A 16913-nucleotide genomic window follows, 5' to 3' on the forward strand; every position below is an offset into this window, starting at 1 on the left:
CTGGAGGACAACAACAACGGGTTGCTATTGCTCGGGCATTGATTACTCATCCTAGTTTGGTGATTTGTGATGAACCAGTGAGTATGCTGGATGCTAGTGTCCAAACTCAAGTATTAGAATTAATGTTGGAGTTGAAAGAAGCGTTTAATCTTACCTATTTGTTTATTACTCATGACCTCTGGGTAGCACGATTTTTCTGTGATGGAATCGCTGTGATGAACAAAGGTCAGATTGTTGAAAAGAAACCAACTCATGACCTGTTTACTAATCCTGAGCATCCTTACACTAGAACTTTGCTAGAGGCAGCTCCATTGTTAGACAAACAAAGGTAATTTCTGAGCATTCAGCTGTCAGCTATCAGCTATCAGCTATCAGTTTATGCGCTACGCCCACGCTACGCGAACAGTTATCAGCTGATAGCTGACCGATGCTTCACAGGCTGGAAGCCTGTTCCACAAAGCTGACCGCTGACCGCTGACCGCTGATAGCTTACTAAAGGATTTCAATAGTTTGAGCAGTCATAGCAGACTTACTGGAACCAGAACTCTGACCTTTAATCCGAACCTTCTGATCAGGACTTAATTTTCCTGGGTCAACAGTTTCTCCTTGACGAGTGATTTTGGTATCGGAAAGAAGTTGTACACTATAGGAACCAGACTTCGTCTCTACCTTTAACTGTAGAGGGAAGCTTTCCATAACTGCGACAATTTTACCTTCGATAATCATTTGTTCATCAGTTGACCTTTCTATTGGATTATTATCTGGATTATTACCCTGATTGTTTTCCGATGGAACGTCTGGTTGCGGAGCGCTACAAGCGGAAAAGAGCAGGCTTAATCCAATCAGACTGCTCAAACCAAAATACTTAAAACGAATTTGTAGTTTAGTAGTCATCTGACAGTTTTGTCCTTTGTTAGTTTACCTTTGGGATTGGTAATAGGTAATAAAATCATAGTGAATCGTCAACGACCAATTACCAATTACCAATTACCAATTACCCATTACCCATTACCCATTACCCGCTCAGGGATATGATGATTAGTCCCGGACATATTAGACATTTTTCCAAGCCGACATATTATCAAACACAGACTTAGTGATGCGGACAGCACTGTTAGGACAGCCACCATAGCCGTGAATTCCCACTACATGGTGTTGACCATCTTGCAAGCGCCAGACTGGGCTACCGCTTTGACCGCCATAGGTATCGAGCATATAGGAGAGCTTGCGACCACTGATTCTGGTAATTCGACCAGCATTGAACCATTGTGTGCCAAATGGTTTGTCACCAGCGTAGCCAGAGTTATTTATCAGTAGATTTGTGAGTAAGTCGTCGGATAGATTGGCAAATCCGAACCAGCCGACTCGGTTCCCTAGGGTGTCATCCGGTAGAATAATTGCTCCGTAGTCGAAATCATCATCTTGTTCTTGTGTCCAGCCTTTTACACTGCGGAAGGATGTGCTAACTTGGGAGCCCAAGGGAGCTTCGTTTTCATCAATACCAGGAAAGACCTCAATTTTCCTGGCCCAACCACCAGCACTATGGCTATAGACGCAGTGTCCAGAAGTCATTACTGTCCGTGGTCCAATAAACCAGCCAGTACACAGAGACCGCCTCCCATTAGCTTTGGTAATGATTAACTGGCAAATCCATCGCCAGGGCATACTAGTAAGTGAAGAAATGCGGATGCGGTCGTCACTACCACATACTGACTCCGGCCTTTGGAATTCTCCAGCACCAGCATCTGGAAGATTTTCCATATCCTCTGTGACCAACATTCTTTCCTGGAAATCAAAACCCTCATTAAGGGCTCGGGATTTATTGAATTTGGGTACTGGTTCGATTTCACCGCGACCCATCATTCCCTCAAATTGGTCTTCGATATCTATTGACTGGGATTGAGTTTCGCTGGAAGTGATTTCATGGAGCTGCTGATCCTCCCGTTCTATTTCCTTTGCTTGGTTGCTTTGATTGGAAACTATTTCAGTTTCTGACATAACCATTATCCTTACAATTAATTACTAACAAGAACTCAATTGAATGTTCTTTCCATGTACATAATCGCAAGGTTGCAGTAGGCTTGACAGTACCCGAAAGGGTACTTATAGCGCTACGCGCAAGTCAGAAGGAACGAAGTCAGAAGTCAAAAGTAAGCGATTACTTACGTTTCGGAGTTTAGGAATGTCCTAATCTGAATGGGGCTATATAGTCAATTGTTTAATCAAGGAAAACTTAGGTATTTAACTCAGGGACGGGAGTACATCAGTTATCCTGAACAACCCAACCCTCAAGAACGTGATAGCTGATTGCTGATTTTAGCTAAAATTTGGCATGATAGATGTTTTTCGCCTTTGATACCACAAAGAAGACCTTGATTCCTTATTATAAATAACTTTTTTTCTTTATAATAAGCGCATATTTGTATTTTTCTTTACAACTTAACTATAACACATTAGGGCATCAACACCTACAGCTTAACAATTTGTAAATACATCCCCTATATCCCCTATATCCTTAGATAAGCCCTGTGAGAATAAGAATCACGTACAGCGAGCGAACCTGAATGGCCACGTAATCGATAAACTACTAGATGAACGACTGGCATTGGTCGCCAGCTCTTGGGTAACAGGTGTTTCTGAACCTTGGCTATAACCTGAAGTCAATCAAACGCCTAAGTAAGTCATCCAAGTACATCTTTAGTTTTGGATTTTTAAGAGCTTCTCACAAGCTATACCGTCTTGATCACCATCAAGGTTGTGAATATCCCCGGGATAGGTTTCCAGTAATAATTGAGCTTGTCTTTGACTTTGAAAATCCGCGCAATTACAAGTATCACCTGTACCCACAACACAAGGTGGTATTTCAGGACAGGTTTCATTTTCAAGTCCAATGGAACATAGTGCTCTCTGTCCTGAAGAGCTAAATACAAAAGTCAAAATTGATACTATTAAAGCCAAGGCAGCGATAACATCAGATCGCTCCCATTTGTGACTGTTATTTTTATTATCAGTATGGATCATGATTACATGATTCAAGTTCTCAGTTCAAGTTTCATTGACCATAGATTAGATTCTTCTAACTCCTTGTGTCAAGCCTAATTGAGATGCTCTTACCCTTCATACTTCATAATTGATACTTAACCCTTCATAATTGATACTTAACCTTTCATAATTGATACTTGATACTTGATGCCTTGTTCATTCTTCTTACTTTAACAACTGGGATTCCCAATCCTGACTAGTATCCAACCTAATCACCAACGATTGTTCCTCTTCTGTAAACCCTTCAAATCCAGCCTGTTGACCTTTAAGCAAATCAACCGTAGCATCAGACACATCCCCACGACGAGAGAATAAGCGATTGGCCGTAGGCCACGCTACGCGAACGCATAACACAGCTTCTGGTGCGCAGAGCGTAAATATTTTGTATCGGTAACTGGTAGCGGTTGGCTTTTGCGATCGCTAATTATCGGAAAGCCAGTGGGTCATACTTAGCATGTGACATACTCCCGGCGCTGAACTTGGTTACAGCGCGGGCTTCTTAATTTCACAATTAATACTTTCTGTCCCGCGCCACTTGTCTAGGATTTCTCCCCCGATCGCCCGACTTGACAGACTGTTTCCTTGGGAGCATGTCAATTATGCAGCAACATTAGTACGCTTATCTGGGGAATGGGGAATGGGGAATGGGGAATGGTGATGGGTAATGGGTAATGGGTAATAGGTAATAGGGGGAGCATAAGGAAAAAATCCTGTGTACCTTATTACTATGAGAAACCCTTTAATTAAATAAACAGTAAACTTGCAACTGTTAACAAATAGCAATTAATTAACAGTTGCAAGTTAAATGATCAAAAGCTGCGAATTAAATATAGCAATTTTGATCACGAGTGAGGTACACAGAATTTTTTTCGACTCCGCCCCTCCCCACGCCCGGATCTAGCACTCCCCATACTCTTACTCCTACTCCCTACTCCCTACTCCCTACTCCCTGCTCCCTAAAACCCAAGAAGAAAGTACCTAACCCAATTGAAAACTGCGTTTGCACAATAGCTTAATCGCTACCAACAACTTCCTTGACCGACTCAGCCTGAGATCCCTCCAGACGCGGACCATGAACTTGTACTACTTTTGAAGCAAAATAGTTTCCCCAACGTGCCGCTTGCTTAGTGGTCAAACCATTGGTGAGTCCAAACAACACACCACCGGCAAACGCATCACCAGCTCCTACCGTATCCACGGCCTTAGCTGGGAATCCAGGCACCTGGAAAATTGTTTTATTTTCCACCACTAAACAACCATTAGGGCCATCAGTGATAAAAGCTGTATCCACTAACTCGCCTATTTTACCAGCACAATCAGACAAGGATTCCACTCCACAGAAGTGGCGTGCTTCTGCCGCGTTACAGAAGACCACATCACAATAATCTGTAATCAAGTTACGGAAATCATCAGCAAAATTCTCTACTAGAAAGAAGTCGGAAAAGGTAAAAGCACTCTTTACTCCTTTAAGCTTGGACTGTTCCATCGCCTCAATACAAGCTTTGCGAGTGTCATCTCCCGTCCAGAGATAGCCCTCAACGTAGCTATATTTGCATTGGCTGAGTCGTTCCACATCAATATCAGTAGGAGCCAAAGTAGTAGACACTCCCAGATGAGTACACATAGTACGCTCAGCATCAGGCGTAGTTAGAACCACACAGGTACCAGTTGGACCACTAGATAGCTCAGCTGGATGCACATCAAAGTGAATCCCTGCCTCCAATAGGTCTTGTCGGTAAAATTCCCCATTGGTATCTCTAGAGACCTTACCGGAATAGAAGCCTTTACCACCACTTTGAGCGATCGCAATCATAGTATTAGCAGCCGAGCCTCCTGAGCTCAGTTCCACAGACACATGCTGATGCTCAAGATTCTGTAGAATCATAGCCTGCTTTTGGGCATCCATCAACGTCATTGCCCCTCGATTCAGGTCATGTTCCCGGATAAAATCATCATCCACCAGTGCCAGAATATCGACTAAAGCATTTCCGACACCAAAGACATCAATAGGTCTTGACTGTTGAGAGTTTTCTGTCATTTTCTTCCAATCCAACTAATCATTCACAAAAAATCCAGGGAAATTTTAACTCTCCCCTGGCTTAATCAGACAAATATAACCAACCTATCATTGCTTTCTAAAGTAATGATATTGTTTTCGGTTCAATACTTATCATGGAACATTATTCGTCAATTTAAAATTGAACATTGAAAATTCTTAGTGAAAATTATCAGTGGTCAATCGGCAATTAACAAAATATGATTTAAGGTAGGGAGCATGTCAACTTTGTAATTAGGTACATAGATCCCCCCTAACCCCCCTTAAAAAAGCTGTTTCATTCTCGCCAAAAATAGATGGGGAGATGGGGAGATGGGGAGATGGGGAGATGGGGAGATGGGGACCCACCCCTAACCCCGACCAGGAGGGGAATAAGGAGCGCGAATAGTCGTGATTTTGGCCAAATTTATCTAACCATACTCAAAAGCCGAATCACGAATTGTTAGTCATTTGAGTTGATTGAAGCCGGCTAATTAGTCAGATTTTAATGACTAAATTTGGGGATTTTTCGGAAAATTTTGAGCTATTTCCCTATCCCCTCCTGGTCGGGGTTAGGGGTGGGTTCCCCCTATCCCCCTATCTCCTTTTCTCGTTAACTTATTTTTCTTTGAAACAGCCCTACCTTAAAAAAGGGGGGAATTAGATTTAAAATTCCCCCTTATTAAGGGAAACGGGGGATCTGAATCAGGGATTAACAAAACTGACATGCACCCTTTAAGGTAAGCTATCAGCCAACGGCTGATAGCTTAATGCTTACCTGTATTGTGCAACGCTTTATTTAGAGGTGATAGCAAGAACACTTAATTTAGGATCATCCATAACCTGGATCCCTTCTGGCAAGACTAACTCGTTAATGTAGAACATCTTACCCTGTTCCAAATTTGATATATCAATATCAATGGTTTCGGGAATTTTATCTGGGGGACATTGCACTTTCACTGTTGTAAGCCTTTGCTGCAAAATTCCACCTTGCTTAACTCCCACGGATTCTCCCACTAGCTTCAGAGGTACAACAACCTCTACTTTATTTTGAGAAGCCACCGAAAAAAAACTGAGGTGGTAAAGGGAATTTTTCCAAGGATGAGATTGTATTTCCCGCAGGAGCACTGGACCATTCCAGGAAAGGTCAGGAATAGAGAGCTCGATCAGGGTATTATTAACCGAGGCTGTTTTAAGCAAGTCTTCTGCTGCTTTAGCCGTCATAGTTAAGGATACAGATTCTGCACCATTGTGACCGTAAAGTACGGTGGGAATCAAGCCAGAACGGCGTAAGGCTCTCGGCTTACTACCTTCTGGTCGCTTTTGACATTCTACAGTAACATTCATCGCTAGGAATTTAACTCTTCGAGATAATATAGCCAATTTAATGGCGATTACTGGTCAGCTACCGGTCGATTCCGCCACCGAGGGGGGTGCTGACCTCAATGGTGAGTCAGGGTTTTTAATCGAATCGGAAACTACTGAAATTCAAACTCTCCGACTGACGCCTTGACGCCCTGACACCCTGACCCCCTCAAACTCCCGAAGTTATCGGTGTACCGCTAGCATCCAATAGTGCTCGCTTTGGACCGTGGATTGGGTCTTCCACAATAATTGTCTGGTCACGGCTGGCTCCTAAGGAAACCACAGCAATAGGAACTTTCATCAGTTCTGCCAGGAATTTAAGATAATCCAAGGCTTCGGTGGGTAAATCCTCTAAAGACCGACATTCAGCAGTAGATGTTTGCCAACCGGATAGGGTTTTGTAAACGGGCTGGCATCGGGAAAACACGCTAGTACTGCTAGGAAATTCCTGACTGATTTCACCGTCAATTTCATAGGCGACGCACACCTTAATTTCTTCAAAGGTATCGAGTACATCCAGTTTGGTGATCGCTAGACAGTCAAGACCATTAATCCGAACAGCATAGCGACCAATGACGGCATCAAACCAGCCACAACGGCGGCGGCGACCGGTGGTTGTCCCAAATTCTGATCCTAGCTCACAAAGTAACTCTCCTTCTCGAGTGTGAATCTCTGTGGGAAACGGTCCTTCTCCGACTCTGGTTGTGTAAGCTTTTGCCACACCAATCACCCGATCAATCATTGTCGGTCCTACACCAGCACCCACACAAGCTCCACCAGCAACCGGATTGGAAGAGGTTACATAGGGGTACGTCCCATGATCTAAATCTAGCAGTGTCCCTTGAGCGCCTTCAAACAGAATATTGCGTTTTTGCTCAATCGCCTCATAAATCTTCAAGGAACTATCGACCACATAGGAGCCTAGCCGTTCAGCATACTCCTGGTATTGCTTGATCACAACTGCTGGGTCTAACGGCGGTAGATTATAGAGCTTCTCTAAAATAGCGTTCTTATAATTAATCGTCCAGGTTAACTTTTCTACCAATACTTCCGGATCCATCAGGTCAATGATCCGAATACCAGCACGCTCTGATTTATCCGCATAGGTCGGACCAATGCCACGACCAGTGGTACCAATTTTCTGCCTACCCCGGCGCTCTTCCGATGCTTGGTCAATCAATCGATGATAAGGCATCGTGACATGGGCTATGTCTGAAATCAGCAGATTTTTAGTGGAAATGCCCAGTGCTTCAAGTTGGTCAAGTTCGGCAATTAAAACTTCTGGGTCAATAACTGTACCGGAACCAATAATACACTCTGTATCCGGATACAAAATTCCAGAAGGAATCAGATGCAGTTTGAACGTTTGACCTTGAACAACAACCGTATGCCCAGCATTGACGCCCCCCTGGTAACGGACGACTACATCTGCTGAACGACTCAGCAGATCTGTTATTTTGCCTTTTCCTTCATCGCCCCACTGGGCACCAATTACAACAACGTTAGCCAAGGGTTTATTTTGAATGCTAAAGTTTATCCACCTGATAATTATGAACAGTGGTTGTGACTGCTGTCAACTTTACTGTTGCTGATCTACGCAGAAACTGGAGGAACGAGAGGAACGATAGTAACATAAGTTAGTCTTGACGTAGAATCGCCACTCCAATCTCTTTTAGACTTTACCTATGTACTCTTATCAGTCATTTTTAACAAAAAACTACTTCTACAATGAAAATTTTGTTAGTGGAAGATGATATTCTCCTTGCTGAAAATTTATCCGAAGCCCTCACCAACCAACGTTACGTGGTTGATCTGGTTACCAATGGGGAAGTTGCTTGCCAGCAATCCCAAATGCTTGATTATGACTTGATGGTGCTAGATCTGACTCTGCCCAAGCTTGATGGCTTTGGTGTTTGTCGAAAATTGCGAGCCCAAGGCAATCAAATCCCGATTCTAATGTTGACGGGTCGCGATAACACTAATGATAAAGTCAAGGGTCTAGATGCAGGGGCTGATGATTATCTAGTTAAGCCAGTTGACTTACCAGAATTATTCGCTCGGATTCGGGCTCTGCTGCGCCGAGGTCAATCTATCGCACCACCAGTACTTCAGTGGGGCGATTTGCGTCTTGACCCGAGTACCTATGAAGTAAGCTATGAGCACCAACTTATCCACTTTACCCGTAAGGAGTATAGTTTACTCGAATTTTTCCTGCGCAACGGTCGGCGGGTACTGACTCGTAGTGTAATTATCGAGCACGTCTGGTCTTTTGAAAACCCTCCCGAAGAGGAGACGGTCAACGCTTACATCAAAAGTTTGAGGCGCAAACTGAGATTAGCTGGCGCACCCAGAGATTTGATTGAAACCGTTCACAGTGTGGGATATCGCCTTAAACAGTTAACTCCTGAACCAGTTAAACAGTTAACTCCTGAACCAGAGGAGTAACAGTAATGATTTTTTCCTCTGGCTTGAGTTGGGCAATGGGATCGCCTGTGCCATCTTTTCCCCAAATCGGAACCGATTCCATTGCTAAACGCTTACCGCCAACGGAAGTGACTACCATGACCTCATTGGCGATGGAATCGGTGACCATGCTGACCAAAGCATCTTTAGCGGTCTTAAACTGTAGCGCTTGAGTTCCCAGGTCTCCCCGATTAGCCAACCTGATCGCCTGCGCGGGGAGGCGCTTTCCATACCCCTGCTCAGACACCAGTAAGAGGTTTTCCTCTTCCCCTAAAACAACACAGCCAACCAGCTTTTCTTTACCCTTTAGCCGCAAGGCTTGATTTCCTTGAGCACTGCGTCCCATAATCGGTAACTGTTTGTCATTAATCTCAAAGCGCAACAGCCGTCCATTGCTGGTTGCTACCACCACTTGTGTAGCTGTAGTAGTAGATAGGTTAGCATACTGTAGCTGATCCTCATTTCTGAACTTGGTAAGCAACATACCACGGTTCGTTAGTTTGGTCAACTCAGACACTGATACACGCTTAATTTTACCTTGGTGAGTCAGCAAAACTAGGGTGAAGTTTTCTAAGTCATCTGGCACCCTAAAGTGAGCCACAACTGTTTCTGATTGAACCGAAGTTGGCAGCAACTTTACCAAGGGAATGCCCTGCTTGCGTCCAGCTGCTGGTGGAATATCTCTAATTTTGACTGGGTAGGCTTTGCCAGAAGCAGTGATTACCATTAATTCTTGTGTAGTGAGCGACAGCTGAGCCTCAACTACAAAGTCCTCCCCTTGTTTAATTGACTTCGGTAATTTTGGCTGTGTTGTGGCACTTTGCCGCTGTATATACCCTTGGTAGGTAAATTCTAGAAGTGTTTGTTCTGGCTCAGTTGGAGCATTAGGTAGGGTATCAGGAGTTTTTTGGGGTTGAGCAGATTTCTTACTCTTGTGTTGAGGAGCTATCGGTTGTTCTTGCTGTTCTTCAGTGGAAGCAATAGAGTTGATTAGGGTACGGCGAGGATCACCGTACTTCCGTTTAAGCGATCGCAAATCTTTCTTCAGGGCTTTGAGCAATTCCCGCCGATCATTGAGTAATTGTTGCAGCTGTTCCAGGCGCTGGGAAAGTTCCTCACGCTCGGTCTCTAACTTTTCTCGTTCTAAGCCAGTTAGCCGTCGCATGGGCATGGCCAGAATTGCGTCAGCCTGGATTTCACTTAAGTTTAACTGGTTTTGCAGGGAAAGCTTAGCGGTGGTACCATCAGGAGCATTTCTGAGAATGTCAATCATGGCATCCAGCTGATTGAGGCTAGCCAGTAACCCGTCTACCAGGTGAAGACGTCTTTCTTTCTGGGACTGCTCATAGGTATATTGGCGGGTTAGAGTCTGTTCTCGGAAGCTAATAAATGATTCTAACAACTGCCGCAGGGTAAGTTGTCGGGGTTGTCCATCTACCAAGGTCAGCAGGATAGCACCAAAGTTTGTTTGCAGGGGAGTTTGCTTATACAACTGCTGGAGAACCACTGATGGCTGAGCATCTCGTTTGAGTTCCACCACCACCCGCATCCCTTCGCGATCGCTTTCATCTCGGATATCGCTAATCCCTTCTATACGCCCTTGATTGACCAAAGCTGCCACTTTTTCAATCCAGGCGGCTTTATGGACCTGATAGGGCAACTCACTCACTACAATTGCCCTGCGTTGCCCCCGTTTCCCTCGACCGACTTGAATGGTTTCAAGCTTGGTGATGCCTCGAATGGGTATACTGCCACGACCGGTAGTATAGGCATCCCGAATCCCCTCAGCTGCCACAATTTCCCCCCCAGTGGGAAAATCGGGTCCGGGAATTAATTTCCAGAGTTTTTCATCTGCTAAATCGGGACGGTCAATCAGAGCAATCAAGCCATCTACTATCTCTACCAAATTGTGAGGAGGAATATTGGTTGCCATGCCCACAGCAATGCCAGAGCAACCATTGAGCAACAAGATTGGTAATTGTGCCGGGAGTACCACTGGCTCTTGCTGGGAGCTATCAAAGTTGTCGATAAAATCAACCGTTGCTTCCCCAATTTCTGACAATAGGGCTTGAGCGCCCACGGGAGAAAGTCGGGTTTCAGTGTAACGCATGGCTGCTGGTGGATCATTATCCACCGAACCAAAATTGCCATGACCGTCCAGGAGGGGATAGCGGGTGGAAAAGTCCTGGACTAACCGCACCATCGCTTCATACACCGCTTGGTCACCGTGGGGGTGATATTTACCCAACACATCCCCAACCACACGAGCACATTTCCGGTATGGTCGATCTGGGGTTAACCCTAATTCGTGCATCGCATATAGGATACGTCGATGTACGGGCTTAAGCCCATCACGGACATCAGGTAAAGCACGCCCCACAATCACACTCATGGCATATTCAAGATATGACCGTTGCATCTCCAAATGTAGGGCTGTGGGAATGACATTACTGTTTCCCATTAGGTTCAGCTGTTTTGCCATCAAAAATCCTCCAAGGAATTGACCACAGGGTGTTGGGGTTTAGGGTATAGGGAAATTGCACGCTCGTTAAGGCTACGGTACTCGAAAAGATCGCAAAGATCAGCACAAGAGAATTTCTTCTTGAGCTATCAGCTATCAGCTATCAGCTATCAGCTCTCAGCTCTCAGCTCTCAGCTCTCAGCTATCAGCTCTCAGCTATCAGCTATCAGCTCTCAGCTCTCAGCTATTGAATAAAATAAGCTGACGGCTGACGGCTGAATGCTTACATAAAATCTGAGCATCTGGTTCCAAAGCCGATTTCCCGCCTTAAGATAGTGGTGGGTTTTGCCAAGCATAACTATGGGCACGACTCAAAGAAATAGGCTCAAGGAAAACCCAGCCAGAAGCTTCGCTTCTAACAAGTCGTTGTGCCCACTGTCCCCAAGACACTATAATCTAGGTTTGGATGCAGTTAGGGAAGGCTTTTTCCTGGAGCGTCAGCTTGCCTGGTAAAAAGCCGCCTATCACCTGTATCAGTCCCATGAACATTACTAGTTAGCTAAGCATTTGGGGAAAGTAGACTTGAGAAGATGACATCTTGCATTTGAAATAGCAACATGACCGATTCCCTGTCAAACTTATGATCAAATGACACTTTTGCCAAAAATGACACTCTTGATCCAAGACCCATGAAAACCGTTCTGATTGTCGAAGATGATCCGATTAATGCTCGTGTTTTTTCCAAGATTCTCAGTAAGCGGGGCGGTTTGAATGTAAAGCATACTGAAGATGTAGAAGAAGTAATGCAGATAGCCCAAGCTGGGGAGGCAGACATTATCTTGATGGATGTTTCCCTAGCTCATAGTGTTTATCAGGGTAAATCAGTAGACGGCATTAAGATTACCCAAATGCTTAAGGCTGATGCTGAAACGTCCCAACTGCCGATTATTCTGGTCACTGCTCATGCGATGGAAGGGGATCGAGAAAACTTCCTTAAGCAAAGTGGTGCCGATGACTACATCTCCAAACCTGTTGTTGACCATCAACAGTTTGTTAATCAGATCATCGCTCTATTGCCCCAGGACAATTAAATTCCTTTCTTGAAAATTGCCAATCTTAAACCACCCCCCTTGAGATGATTGCCCATATTTGGTTGCGATCCCTCCCCTATTGGCAATTGATGGAGATCAAGCACTGTTTTTAGGAGTCACCCATGACAGGTGGAGTTGGGCTGCTTAGGGTAGACCTTGACTCTGGATAATGGTGGCTTGGATTCTGGGATTTTCCAGAAACTTTTCGGTTTCAGAAAGCAGGCGCTTACCCCACAGGTTTTCCTTAAGAAACTCTAAGTTAGCATAGCGGCTATCTAGGCGGATTGCCGCTTCTCCCATTAATAGTGCCTTTTCGATATCCCCTTGGGCATACAGAGCCACAGCGATCGCAAGTTGAGGTTCTGCGGCCTCTTTATCAATCCCTATCGCTGCTTCCCATTGTTTAATGGCACTCTCCACATCCCCTTGTTCATAGTTCACCAACCCAATGTTGTTGATGGCTGGCCAAAAGTTTTTGTCTTGGGCAACAGCTTTGTTGTAAGCATCGATGGCTTCAGTATACTGATTCAGCATATAGTAAGAGTTACCCAAGTCAAACAGGGCTTCTGGCACATCGGGCTTGAGTTTTAAACCCGCTTTCAACTGAGCGATCGCTTTTCTATATTCAGTTTTTTGAAAATAGGCTGACCCCAAGGTGAACAGCACTCCAGCCTCTTCTGGTGCCAGAGAGAAAGACTTTTGCAAGGCTTCAATGCCTTGATCCAACTCCTGGGACTGTACGTACAACGTTCCCAAGATAAACCAGGTTTGATAGATGTTGGGGGCAAGTTGAGTGGCTAACTTGGCCTTAGGCAGGGCCAGGTCGTATTGTTGAAAGCGGACTAACTGAATGGCCTCCTGAGCCAGAGTTAAGCCCTGCTGTTCGAGTTCCTCTGAATCCAATTTTAGGGTATAGGGAATGAGTGCTTGTCCAGCAACTGGTGCTGACCAACTCATCAAACCCATCAGAACAAGAATAGATAGTAATGGAATAGATTTAGGCACGGTACAGCCTCAAAGAACAATTAGCTTAATGTGAATCTACAGGTTAGGCAACTACTGAGAGTAATCCCGGAAGGGTATAGCTCTAGCTTTACTCATCACGATAGGACTTTCCTGCTTCATCTGTCATCCTAGAGGATCCGAGCAAGGGACGTGTGGGGGGGTCGGGAGTCGGGAGTCGGGAGTCGGGAGTCGGGAGTCGGGGGAGTAGGTTGATTTGGGTGGAACAGGCAAGATGCCTATTCCACTAAGATGCCCATTCCACTAAGATGCTCATTTCACCAAGATGCCCATTTCACAAAACTATTCAAATCATCCCGCATTTAGGCAATGCCCAATTTTGCCATTGCTGAATCAAAGAAGGAAATTCTTTCAGCAAAGTTTTTAAGTATAAATACTTGTTGTTGCAGTTAACCAGTGATGCCACATCACTTTTCTAGAGGAAATATTAAAATAGATTTGTTGGGTCAGGGATAATATAGCGCGTTCATCGGACTTATGAGGTACAGTCTTTTTTTACGCTGATTACCTTAAAAGCCTATTGCCTTCAAACCATCAGCTTTGTAACTCACCCAAATAACAATTGCTATATGAGCGAAGATAGTATTCCAAAGCGCTTCCGAAAAAAAATCCAACAAGCCAGGGAAAAAAACCTTGAAATACTAAATTTGAGTAATTTTTATTGCTTACTCAAACTGACCAATATTCCAGAGGAAGTTTTTGAAATAAAACCAATTAAAGTCTTAAATTTAAGCTATAACGAAATAAATAATATTCCAGAATCTCTTGGGAATCTATCCAATTTAAACAGGCTAGATTTAGCGGATAATCAACTAACCAACCTCCCGGAATCTCTTGGTAATCTATCCAATTTAACGGAGCTAAATTTAGGGAATAATCAACTAACCAACCTCCCGGAATCTCTTGGTAATCTATCCAATTTAACCAGTCTAACTTTAGGGAATAATCAACTAACCAACCTCCCGGAGTCTCTTGGTAATCTCTCCAATTTAACCAGGTTCAATTTATGGTTTAATCAACTAACCAAGCTGCCGGAATTTCTTGGTAATTTTCAAAAGTTAACCAGGTTATATTTATCGAGTAATCAACTAACCAACCTGCCGGAATCTCTTGGGAATCTATCCAATTTAACCGAACTATATTTAAGGAATAATCAACTAACCAAACTGCCGGAATCTCTTGGGAATCTATCCAATTTAACCGAGCTAGATTTAGCATATAATCAACTAACCAAACTGCCAGACTCTCTTGGAAATCTCTCCAATTTAACCACGCTATATTTATCGGGCAATCAACTAACCAAACTGCCAGACTCTCTTGGAAATCTCTCCAATTTAACCACGCTATATTTATCGGGTAATCCCCTGGTTGTGCCACCACCAGAAGTTGTCAGTAAAGGGGTAGATGCCATTAAACAATATTTGCGGCAATTAAGGGAAGAAGGAGAAGCTTATATCTATGAAGCTAAGTTGTTGATTGTCGGTGAGCCAGGAGCAGGTAAAACCAGTTTAGCTCAAAAAATTCAAGACCCCCAATACCAACTCCAAGAAACTGAATTGTCTACGGAAGGAATTGATGTTATTAAATGGAGTTTCCCTCTAGATCAGGAACGAGACTTTAAAATCAATATTTGGGATTTTGGCGGCCAAGAAATTTATCATGCTACCCATCAGTTTTTTTTAAGTAAACGTTCTCTCTATACTTTAGTGGCGGATAGTCGGAAAGAAGATACGGATTTTTATTATTGGCTCAATAGTGTAGAACAATTTAGTGACAATAGCCCCCTGTTGATTATTAAAAACGAGAAACAAGACCGCCAAAGGGAAATTAACGAAAGCGCTTTGCGAGGACAATTTACCAATCTCGAAAAAACTCTGGCTACTAACCTCGAAACTAACCGAGGCTTAGCAGAGATTATCACTGCTATTCAATATCACATTCAAAATTTACCTCACGTGGGACAACCATTACCGAAAACTTGGGTAAATGTTCGTCAAGCCTTAGAAAACGATTCCCGGGATTATATATCTCTTCAGGAATATCTAGATATCTGTGAAACCAATGGATTTACTCAACGGGAAGATGCATTACAGTTAAGCGGATATCTCCATGATTTAGGCATATGTCTTCATTTCCAGCAGCAAGAAGATTCGTTGTTATATAAAATAGTCATTCTTAAACCAGAATGGGCGACCGATGCAGTTTACAAAGTGCTAGATAATCATGACGTTATTAATAACAAAGGAAAGTTTACCCGCAAGGATTTAAAACGTATTTGGAAAGACGACAAGTATGCCTCTAGCAGAGGAGAATTACTAGAACTAATGAAGAAATTCCAACTTTGCTATGAAATTCCTGATTGCAAAGATACCTTTATCGCCCCTCAACTCCTCAGCGATAACCAACCAGACTATAACTGGCATGAATCTCACAATCTGATTTTACGCTACGATTATCATGATTTTATGCCCAAGGGTATTCTCACTCGGCTTATTGTGGTGATGCACCAGTATATTGACCGACACAAATACGTTTGGAAAAGTGGCGTCATCTTAACTAAGGACAAAACCAAAGCGGAAGTGATTGAATATTACGCTAAACGGGAGATTAAGATTAGGGTTGCTGGTAGAGATAAGCGGGGATTATTAACCATAGTTGCTTACGAACTAGATAGAATACATGATTCTTATAAGCGCTTGAAGTACAGTAAGTTAATACCTTGTAATTGTCATAAGTGTAAAGACAGTCAGTCGCCACACTCTTATCCCTTTCAAACATTGCTAAAATTTATAGCAGATAAGCAATACACCATTCAATGTCAAGAAAGCTATCAGATGGTGAATGTTTTGAGTTTACTTGATGATATAATAGGTTTGAACAAGTTAGTATCTAACGAGCAACAAGATAGTAATCAATCAATTCAGTTTAAAGGCGATATTCAAAAATTAGTATTGCTATTATCAAAACAAGGTAATATTTCTGGAGATTTTTCTGAACTAATGGCTAATATCAACGATAAAAGTCAAAATATAAATATATCGGATAACGCTACAGTAAAAGATAGTTTTGCTGTAGCGTTTAACTTAGGTGAGATTAGTGGTAAGGTTACCAATACTATCAACCAGTTACCTAGCTTTGATACTGAGTCTGAGTCTGATAAAAAACAACTGAAGGAATTACTCAGTCAACTGCAAAGCGCAGTCTTAGCAGAAGATTTGGATGACGAAGACAAAGAAGAAGCCCTAGAACAAATTGAAGACATCGCTTCTTCTTTAACTAATTCCGAAGATAGTGCTGTGAAGAAAATAGCCAACAAGGCTATGAAAATGCTAATCAGAATTGCTGGTGCTTTGTCTCCTACTGCTAATATGGTTACTATATGTAAGGAATTACCAGACTTGATTAGTAAGATATTTTGAGAAAAAGGCAATAC

General features: G+C 43.3%; 16 protein-coding genes. 7 read left to right on the top strand and 9 right to left on the bottom strand.

All coding sequences use genetic code 11. From position 1 onward, the window contains the following. The coding region (locus F6K57_RS21735) for an ABC transporter ATP-binding protein (protein WP_293070608.1) at positions 1 to 332 on the top strand (332 nt) is incomplete at its 5' end. A 160-nt stretch (positions 333 to 492) separates the two neighbouring features. Here the strand turns inward: F6K57_RS21735 and F6K57_RS21740 are convergent. From F6K57_RS21740 to F6K57_RS21755, 4 genes are all read right to left on the bottom strand, one after another. Next, entirely contained in the window at positions 493 to 894 is a 402-nt protein-coding gene (locus tag F6K57_RS21740) for a hypothetical protein (RefSeq protein ID WP_293026877.1), read from the bottom strand. A 159-nt stretch (positions 895 to 1053) separates the two neighbouring features. Next, the gene (locus tag F6K57_RS21745) at positions 1054 to 1998 is read right to left on the bottom strand and encodes a serine protease (RefSeq protein WP_293026874.1); all 945 of its coding nucleotides are present in this window, start codon (positions 1996 to 1998) and stop codon (positions 1054 to 1056) included. 699 nt (positions 1999 to 2697) lie between these two features. Continuing rightward, positions 2698 to 3021, bottom strand: a complete 324-nt coding sequence (locus F6K57_RS21750; protein WP_293026871.1) for an excalibur calcium-binding domain-containing protein — start codon at positions 3019 to 3021, stop codon at positions 2698 to 2700. 186 nt (positions 3022 to 3207) lie between these two features. Beyond that, the gene (locus F6K57_RS21755) at positions 3208 to 3396 is read right to left on the bottom strand and encodes a hypothetical protein (RefSeq protein ID WP_293026868.1); all 189 of its coding nucleotides are present in this window, start codon (positions 3394 to 3396) and stop codon (positions 3208 to 3210) included. 494 nt (positions 3397 to 3890) lie between these two features. Here F6K57_RS21755 and F6K57_RS21760 point away from each other — a divergent pair, with 494 nt between their 5' ends. Then, positions 3891 to 4058, top strand: a complete 168-nt coding sequence (locus F6K57_RS21760; protein ID WP_293026865.1) for a hypothetical protein — start codon at positions 3891 to 3893, stop codon at positions 4056 to 4058. Here the strand turns inward: F6K57_RS21760 and F6K57_RS21765 are convergent. Further along, positions 4055 to 5080, bottom strand: a complete 1026-nt coding sequence (locus F6K57_RS21765) for an adenosine kinase (RefSeq protein WP_293026862.1) — start codon at positions 5078 to 5080, stop codon at positions 4055 to 4057. The two genes, F6K57_RS21760 and F6K57_RS21765, sit on opposite strands and share 4 nt — an antisense overlap. A gap of 314 nt (positions 5081 to 5394) precedes the next feature. Here F6K57_RS21765 and F6K57_RS21770 point away from each other — a divergent pair, with 314 nt between their 5' ends. Then, positions 5395 to 5544 carry a hypothetical protein gene (locus F6K57_RS21770; RefSeq protein ID WP_293026859.1) on the top strand — a complete coding sequence of 50 codons (150 nt, stop codon included), beginning with the start codon at positions 5395 to 5397 and terminating at the stop codon, positions 5542 to 5544. A gap of 328 nt (positions 5545 to 5872) precedes the next feature. Here the strand turns inward: F6K57_RS21770 and F6K57_RS21775 are convergent, their stop codons facing one another. Further along, the gene (locus F6K57_RS21775) at positions 5873 to 6424 is read right to left on the bottom strand and encodes a 50S ribosomal protein L25/general stress protein Ctc (protein ID WP_293026886.1); all 552 of its coding nucleotides are present in this window, start codon (positions 6422 to 6424) and stop codon (positions 5873 to 5875) included. 40 nt (positions 6425 to 6464) lie between these two features. Here F6K57_RS21775 and F6K57_RS21780 point away from each other — a divergent pair, with 40 nt between their 5' ends. Beyond that, complete coding sequence (locus tag F6K57_RS21780; protein ID WP_293070611.1) at positions 6465 to 6590, top strand: hypothetical protein; 126 nt, start codon at positions 6465 to 6467, stop codon at positions 6588 to 6590. A gap of 21 nt (positions 6591 to 6611) precedes the next feature. Here F6K57_RS21780 and F6K57_RS21785 read toward each other — a convergent pair whose 3' ends face one another. Then, positions 6612 to 7952: an adenylosuccinate synthase gene (locus F6K57_RS21785; protein ID WP_293070613.1), complete on the bottom strand. Its 1341-nt coding sequence runs from the start codon at positions 7950 to 7952 to the stop codon at positions 6612 to 6614. A gap of 218 nt (positions 7953 to 8170) precedes the next feature. Here F6K57_RS21785 and F6K57_RS21790 point away from each other — a divergent pair, with 218 nt between their 5' ends. Next, entirely contained in the window at positions 8171 to 8887 is a 717-nt protein-coding gene (locus F6K57_RS21790) for a response regulator transcription factor (RefSeq protein ID WP_293026853.1), read from the top strand. Here the strand turns inward: F6K57_RS21790 and F6K57_RS21795 are convergent. Further along, positions 8856 to 11387, bottom strand: a complete 2532-nt coding sequence (locus F6K57_RS21795; protein WP_293070615.1) for a DNA topoisomerase (ATP-hydrolyzing) — start codon at positions 11385 to 11387, stop codon at positions 8856 to 8858. The genes F6K57_RS21790 and F6K57_RS21795 overlap by 32 nt on opposite strands. A gap of 668 nt (positions 11388 to 12055) precedes the next feature. Here F6K57_RS21795 and F6K57_RS21800 point away from each other — a divergent pair. Continuing rightward, entirely contained in the window at positions 12056 to 12457 is a 402-nt protein-coding gene (locus F6K57_RS21800; RefSeq protein ID WP_293026847.1) for a response regulator, read from the top strand. A gap of 144 nt (positions 12458 to 12601) precedes the next feature. Here F6K57_RS21800 and F6K57_RS21805 read toward each other — a convergent pair whose 3' ends face one another. After that, positions 12602 to 13423: a tetratricopeptide repeat protein gene (locus F6K57_RS21805; RefSeq protein ID WP_364303745.1), complete on the bottom strand. Its 822-nt coding sequence runs from the start codon at positions 13421 to 13423 to the stop codon at positions 12602 to 12604. 626 nt (positions 13424 to 14049) lie between these two features. Here F6K57_RS21805 and F6K57_RS21810 point away from each other — a divergent pair. Next, positions 14050 to 16899: a COR domain-containing protein gene (locus tag F6K57_RS21810; RefSeq protein WP_293070617.1), complete on the top strand. Its 2850-nt coding sequence runs from the start codon at positions 14050 to 14052 to the stop codon at positions 16897 to 16899. Positions 16900 to 16913: the final 14 nt, after the last annotated feature.

This window comes from Moorena sp. SIO4A5 (genome assembly GCF_010672005.1).
In the GTDB taxonomy this organism is placed as follows: Bacteria; Cyanobacteriota; Cyanobacteriia; order Cyanobacteriales; family Coleofasciculaceae; genus Moorena.

Excerpts from the sequence above, each read along its gene's own strand:
- F6K57_RS21740 (WP_293026877.1), bottom strand. The coding sequence starts at position 894 with ATGACTACTAAACTACAAATTCGTTTTAAGTATTTTGGTTTGAGCAGT.
- F6K57_RS21745 (WP_293026874.1), bottom strand. The coding sequence starts at position 1,998 with ATGTCAGAAACTGAAATAGTTTCCAATCAAAGCAACCAAGCAAAGGAA.
- F6K57_RS21750 (WP_293026871.1), bottom strand. The coding sequence starts at position 3,021 with ATGATCCATACTGATAATAAAAATAACAGTCACAAATGGGAGCGATCT.
- F6K57_RS21765 (WP_293026862.1), bottom strand. The coding sequence starts at position 5,080 with ATGACAGAAAACTCTCAACAGTCAAGACCTATTGATGTCTTTGGTGTC.
- F6K57_RS21770 (WP_293026859.1), top strand. The coding sequence starts at position 5,395 with ATGGGGAGATGGGGAGATGGGGAGATGGGGAGATGGGGAGATGGGGAC.
- F6K57_RS21775 (WP_293026886.1), bottom strand. The coding sequence starts at position 6,424 with ATGAATGTTACTGTAGAATGTCAAAAGCGACCAGAAGGTAGTAAGCCG.
- F6K57_RS21780 (WP_293070611.1), top strand. The coding sequence starts at position 6,465 with ATGGCGATTACTGGTCAGCTACCGGTCGATTCCGCCACCGAGGGGGGT.
- F6K57_RS21790 (WP_293026853.1), top strand. The coding sequence starts at position 8,171 with ATGAAAATTTTGTTAGTGGAAGATGATATTCTCCTTGCTGAAAATTTA.
- F6K57_RS21795 (WP_293070615.1), bottom strand. The coding sequence starts at position 11,387 with ATGGCAAAACAGCTGAACCTAATGGGAAACAGTAATGTCATTCCCACA.
- F6K57_RS21800 (WP_293026847.1), top strand. The coding sequence starts at position 12,056 with ATGAAAACCGTTCTGATTGTCGAAGATGATCCGATTAATGCTCGTGTT.
- F6K57_RS21805 (WP_364303745.1), bottom strand. The coding sequence starts at position 13,423 with ATGGGTTTGATGAGTTGGTCAGCACCAGTTGCTGGACAAGCACTCATT.
- F6K57_RS21810 (WP_293070617.1), top strand. The coding sequence starts at position 14,050 with ATGAGCGAAGATAGTATTCCAAAGCGCTTCCGAAAAAAAATCCAACAA.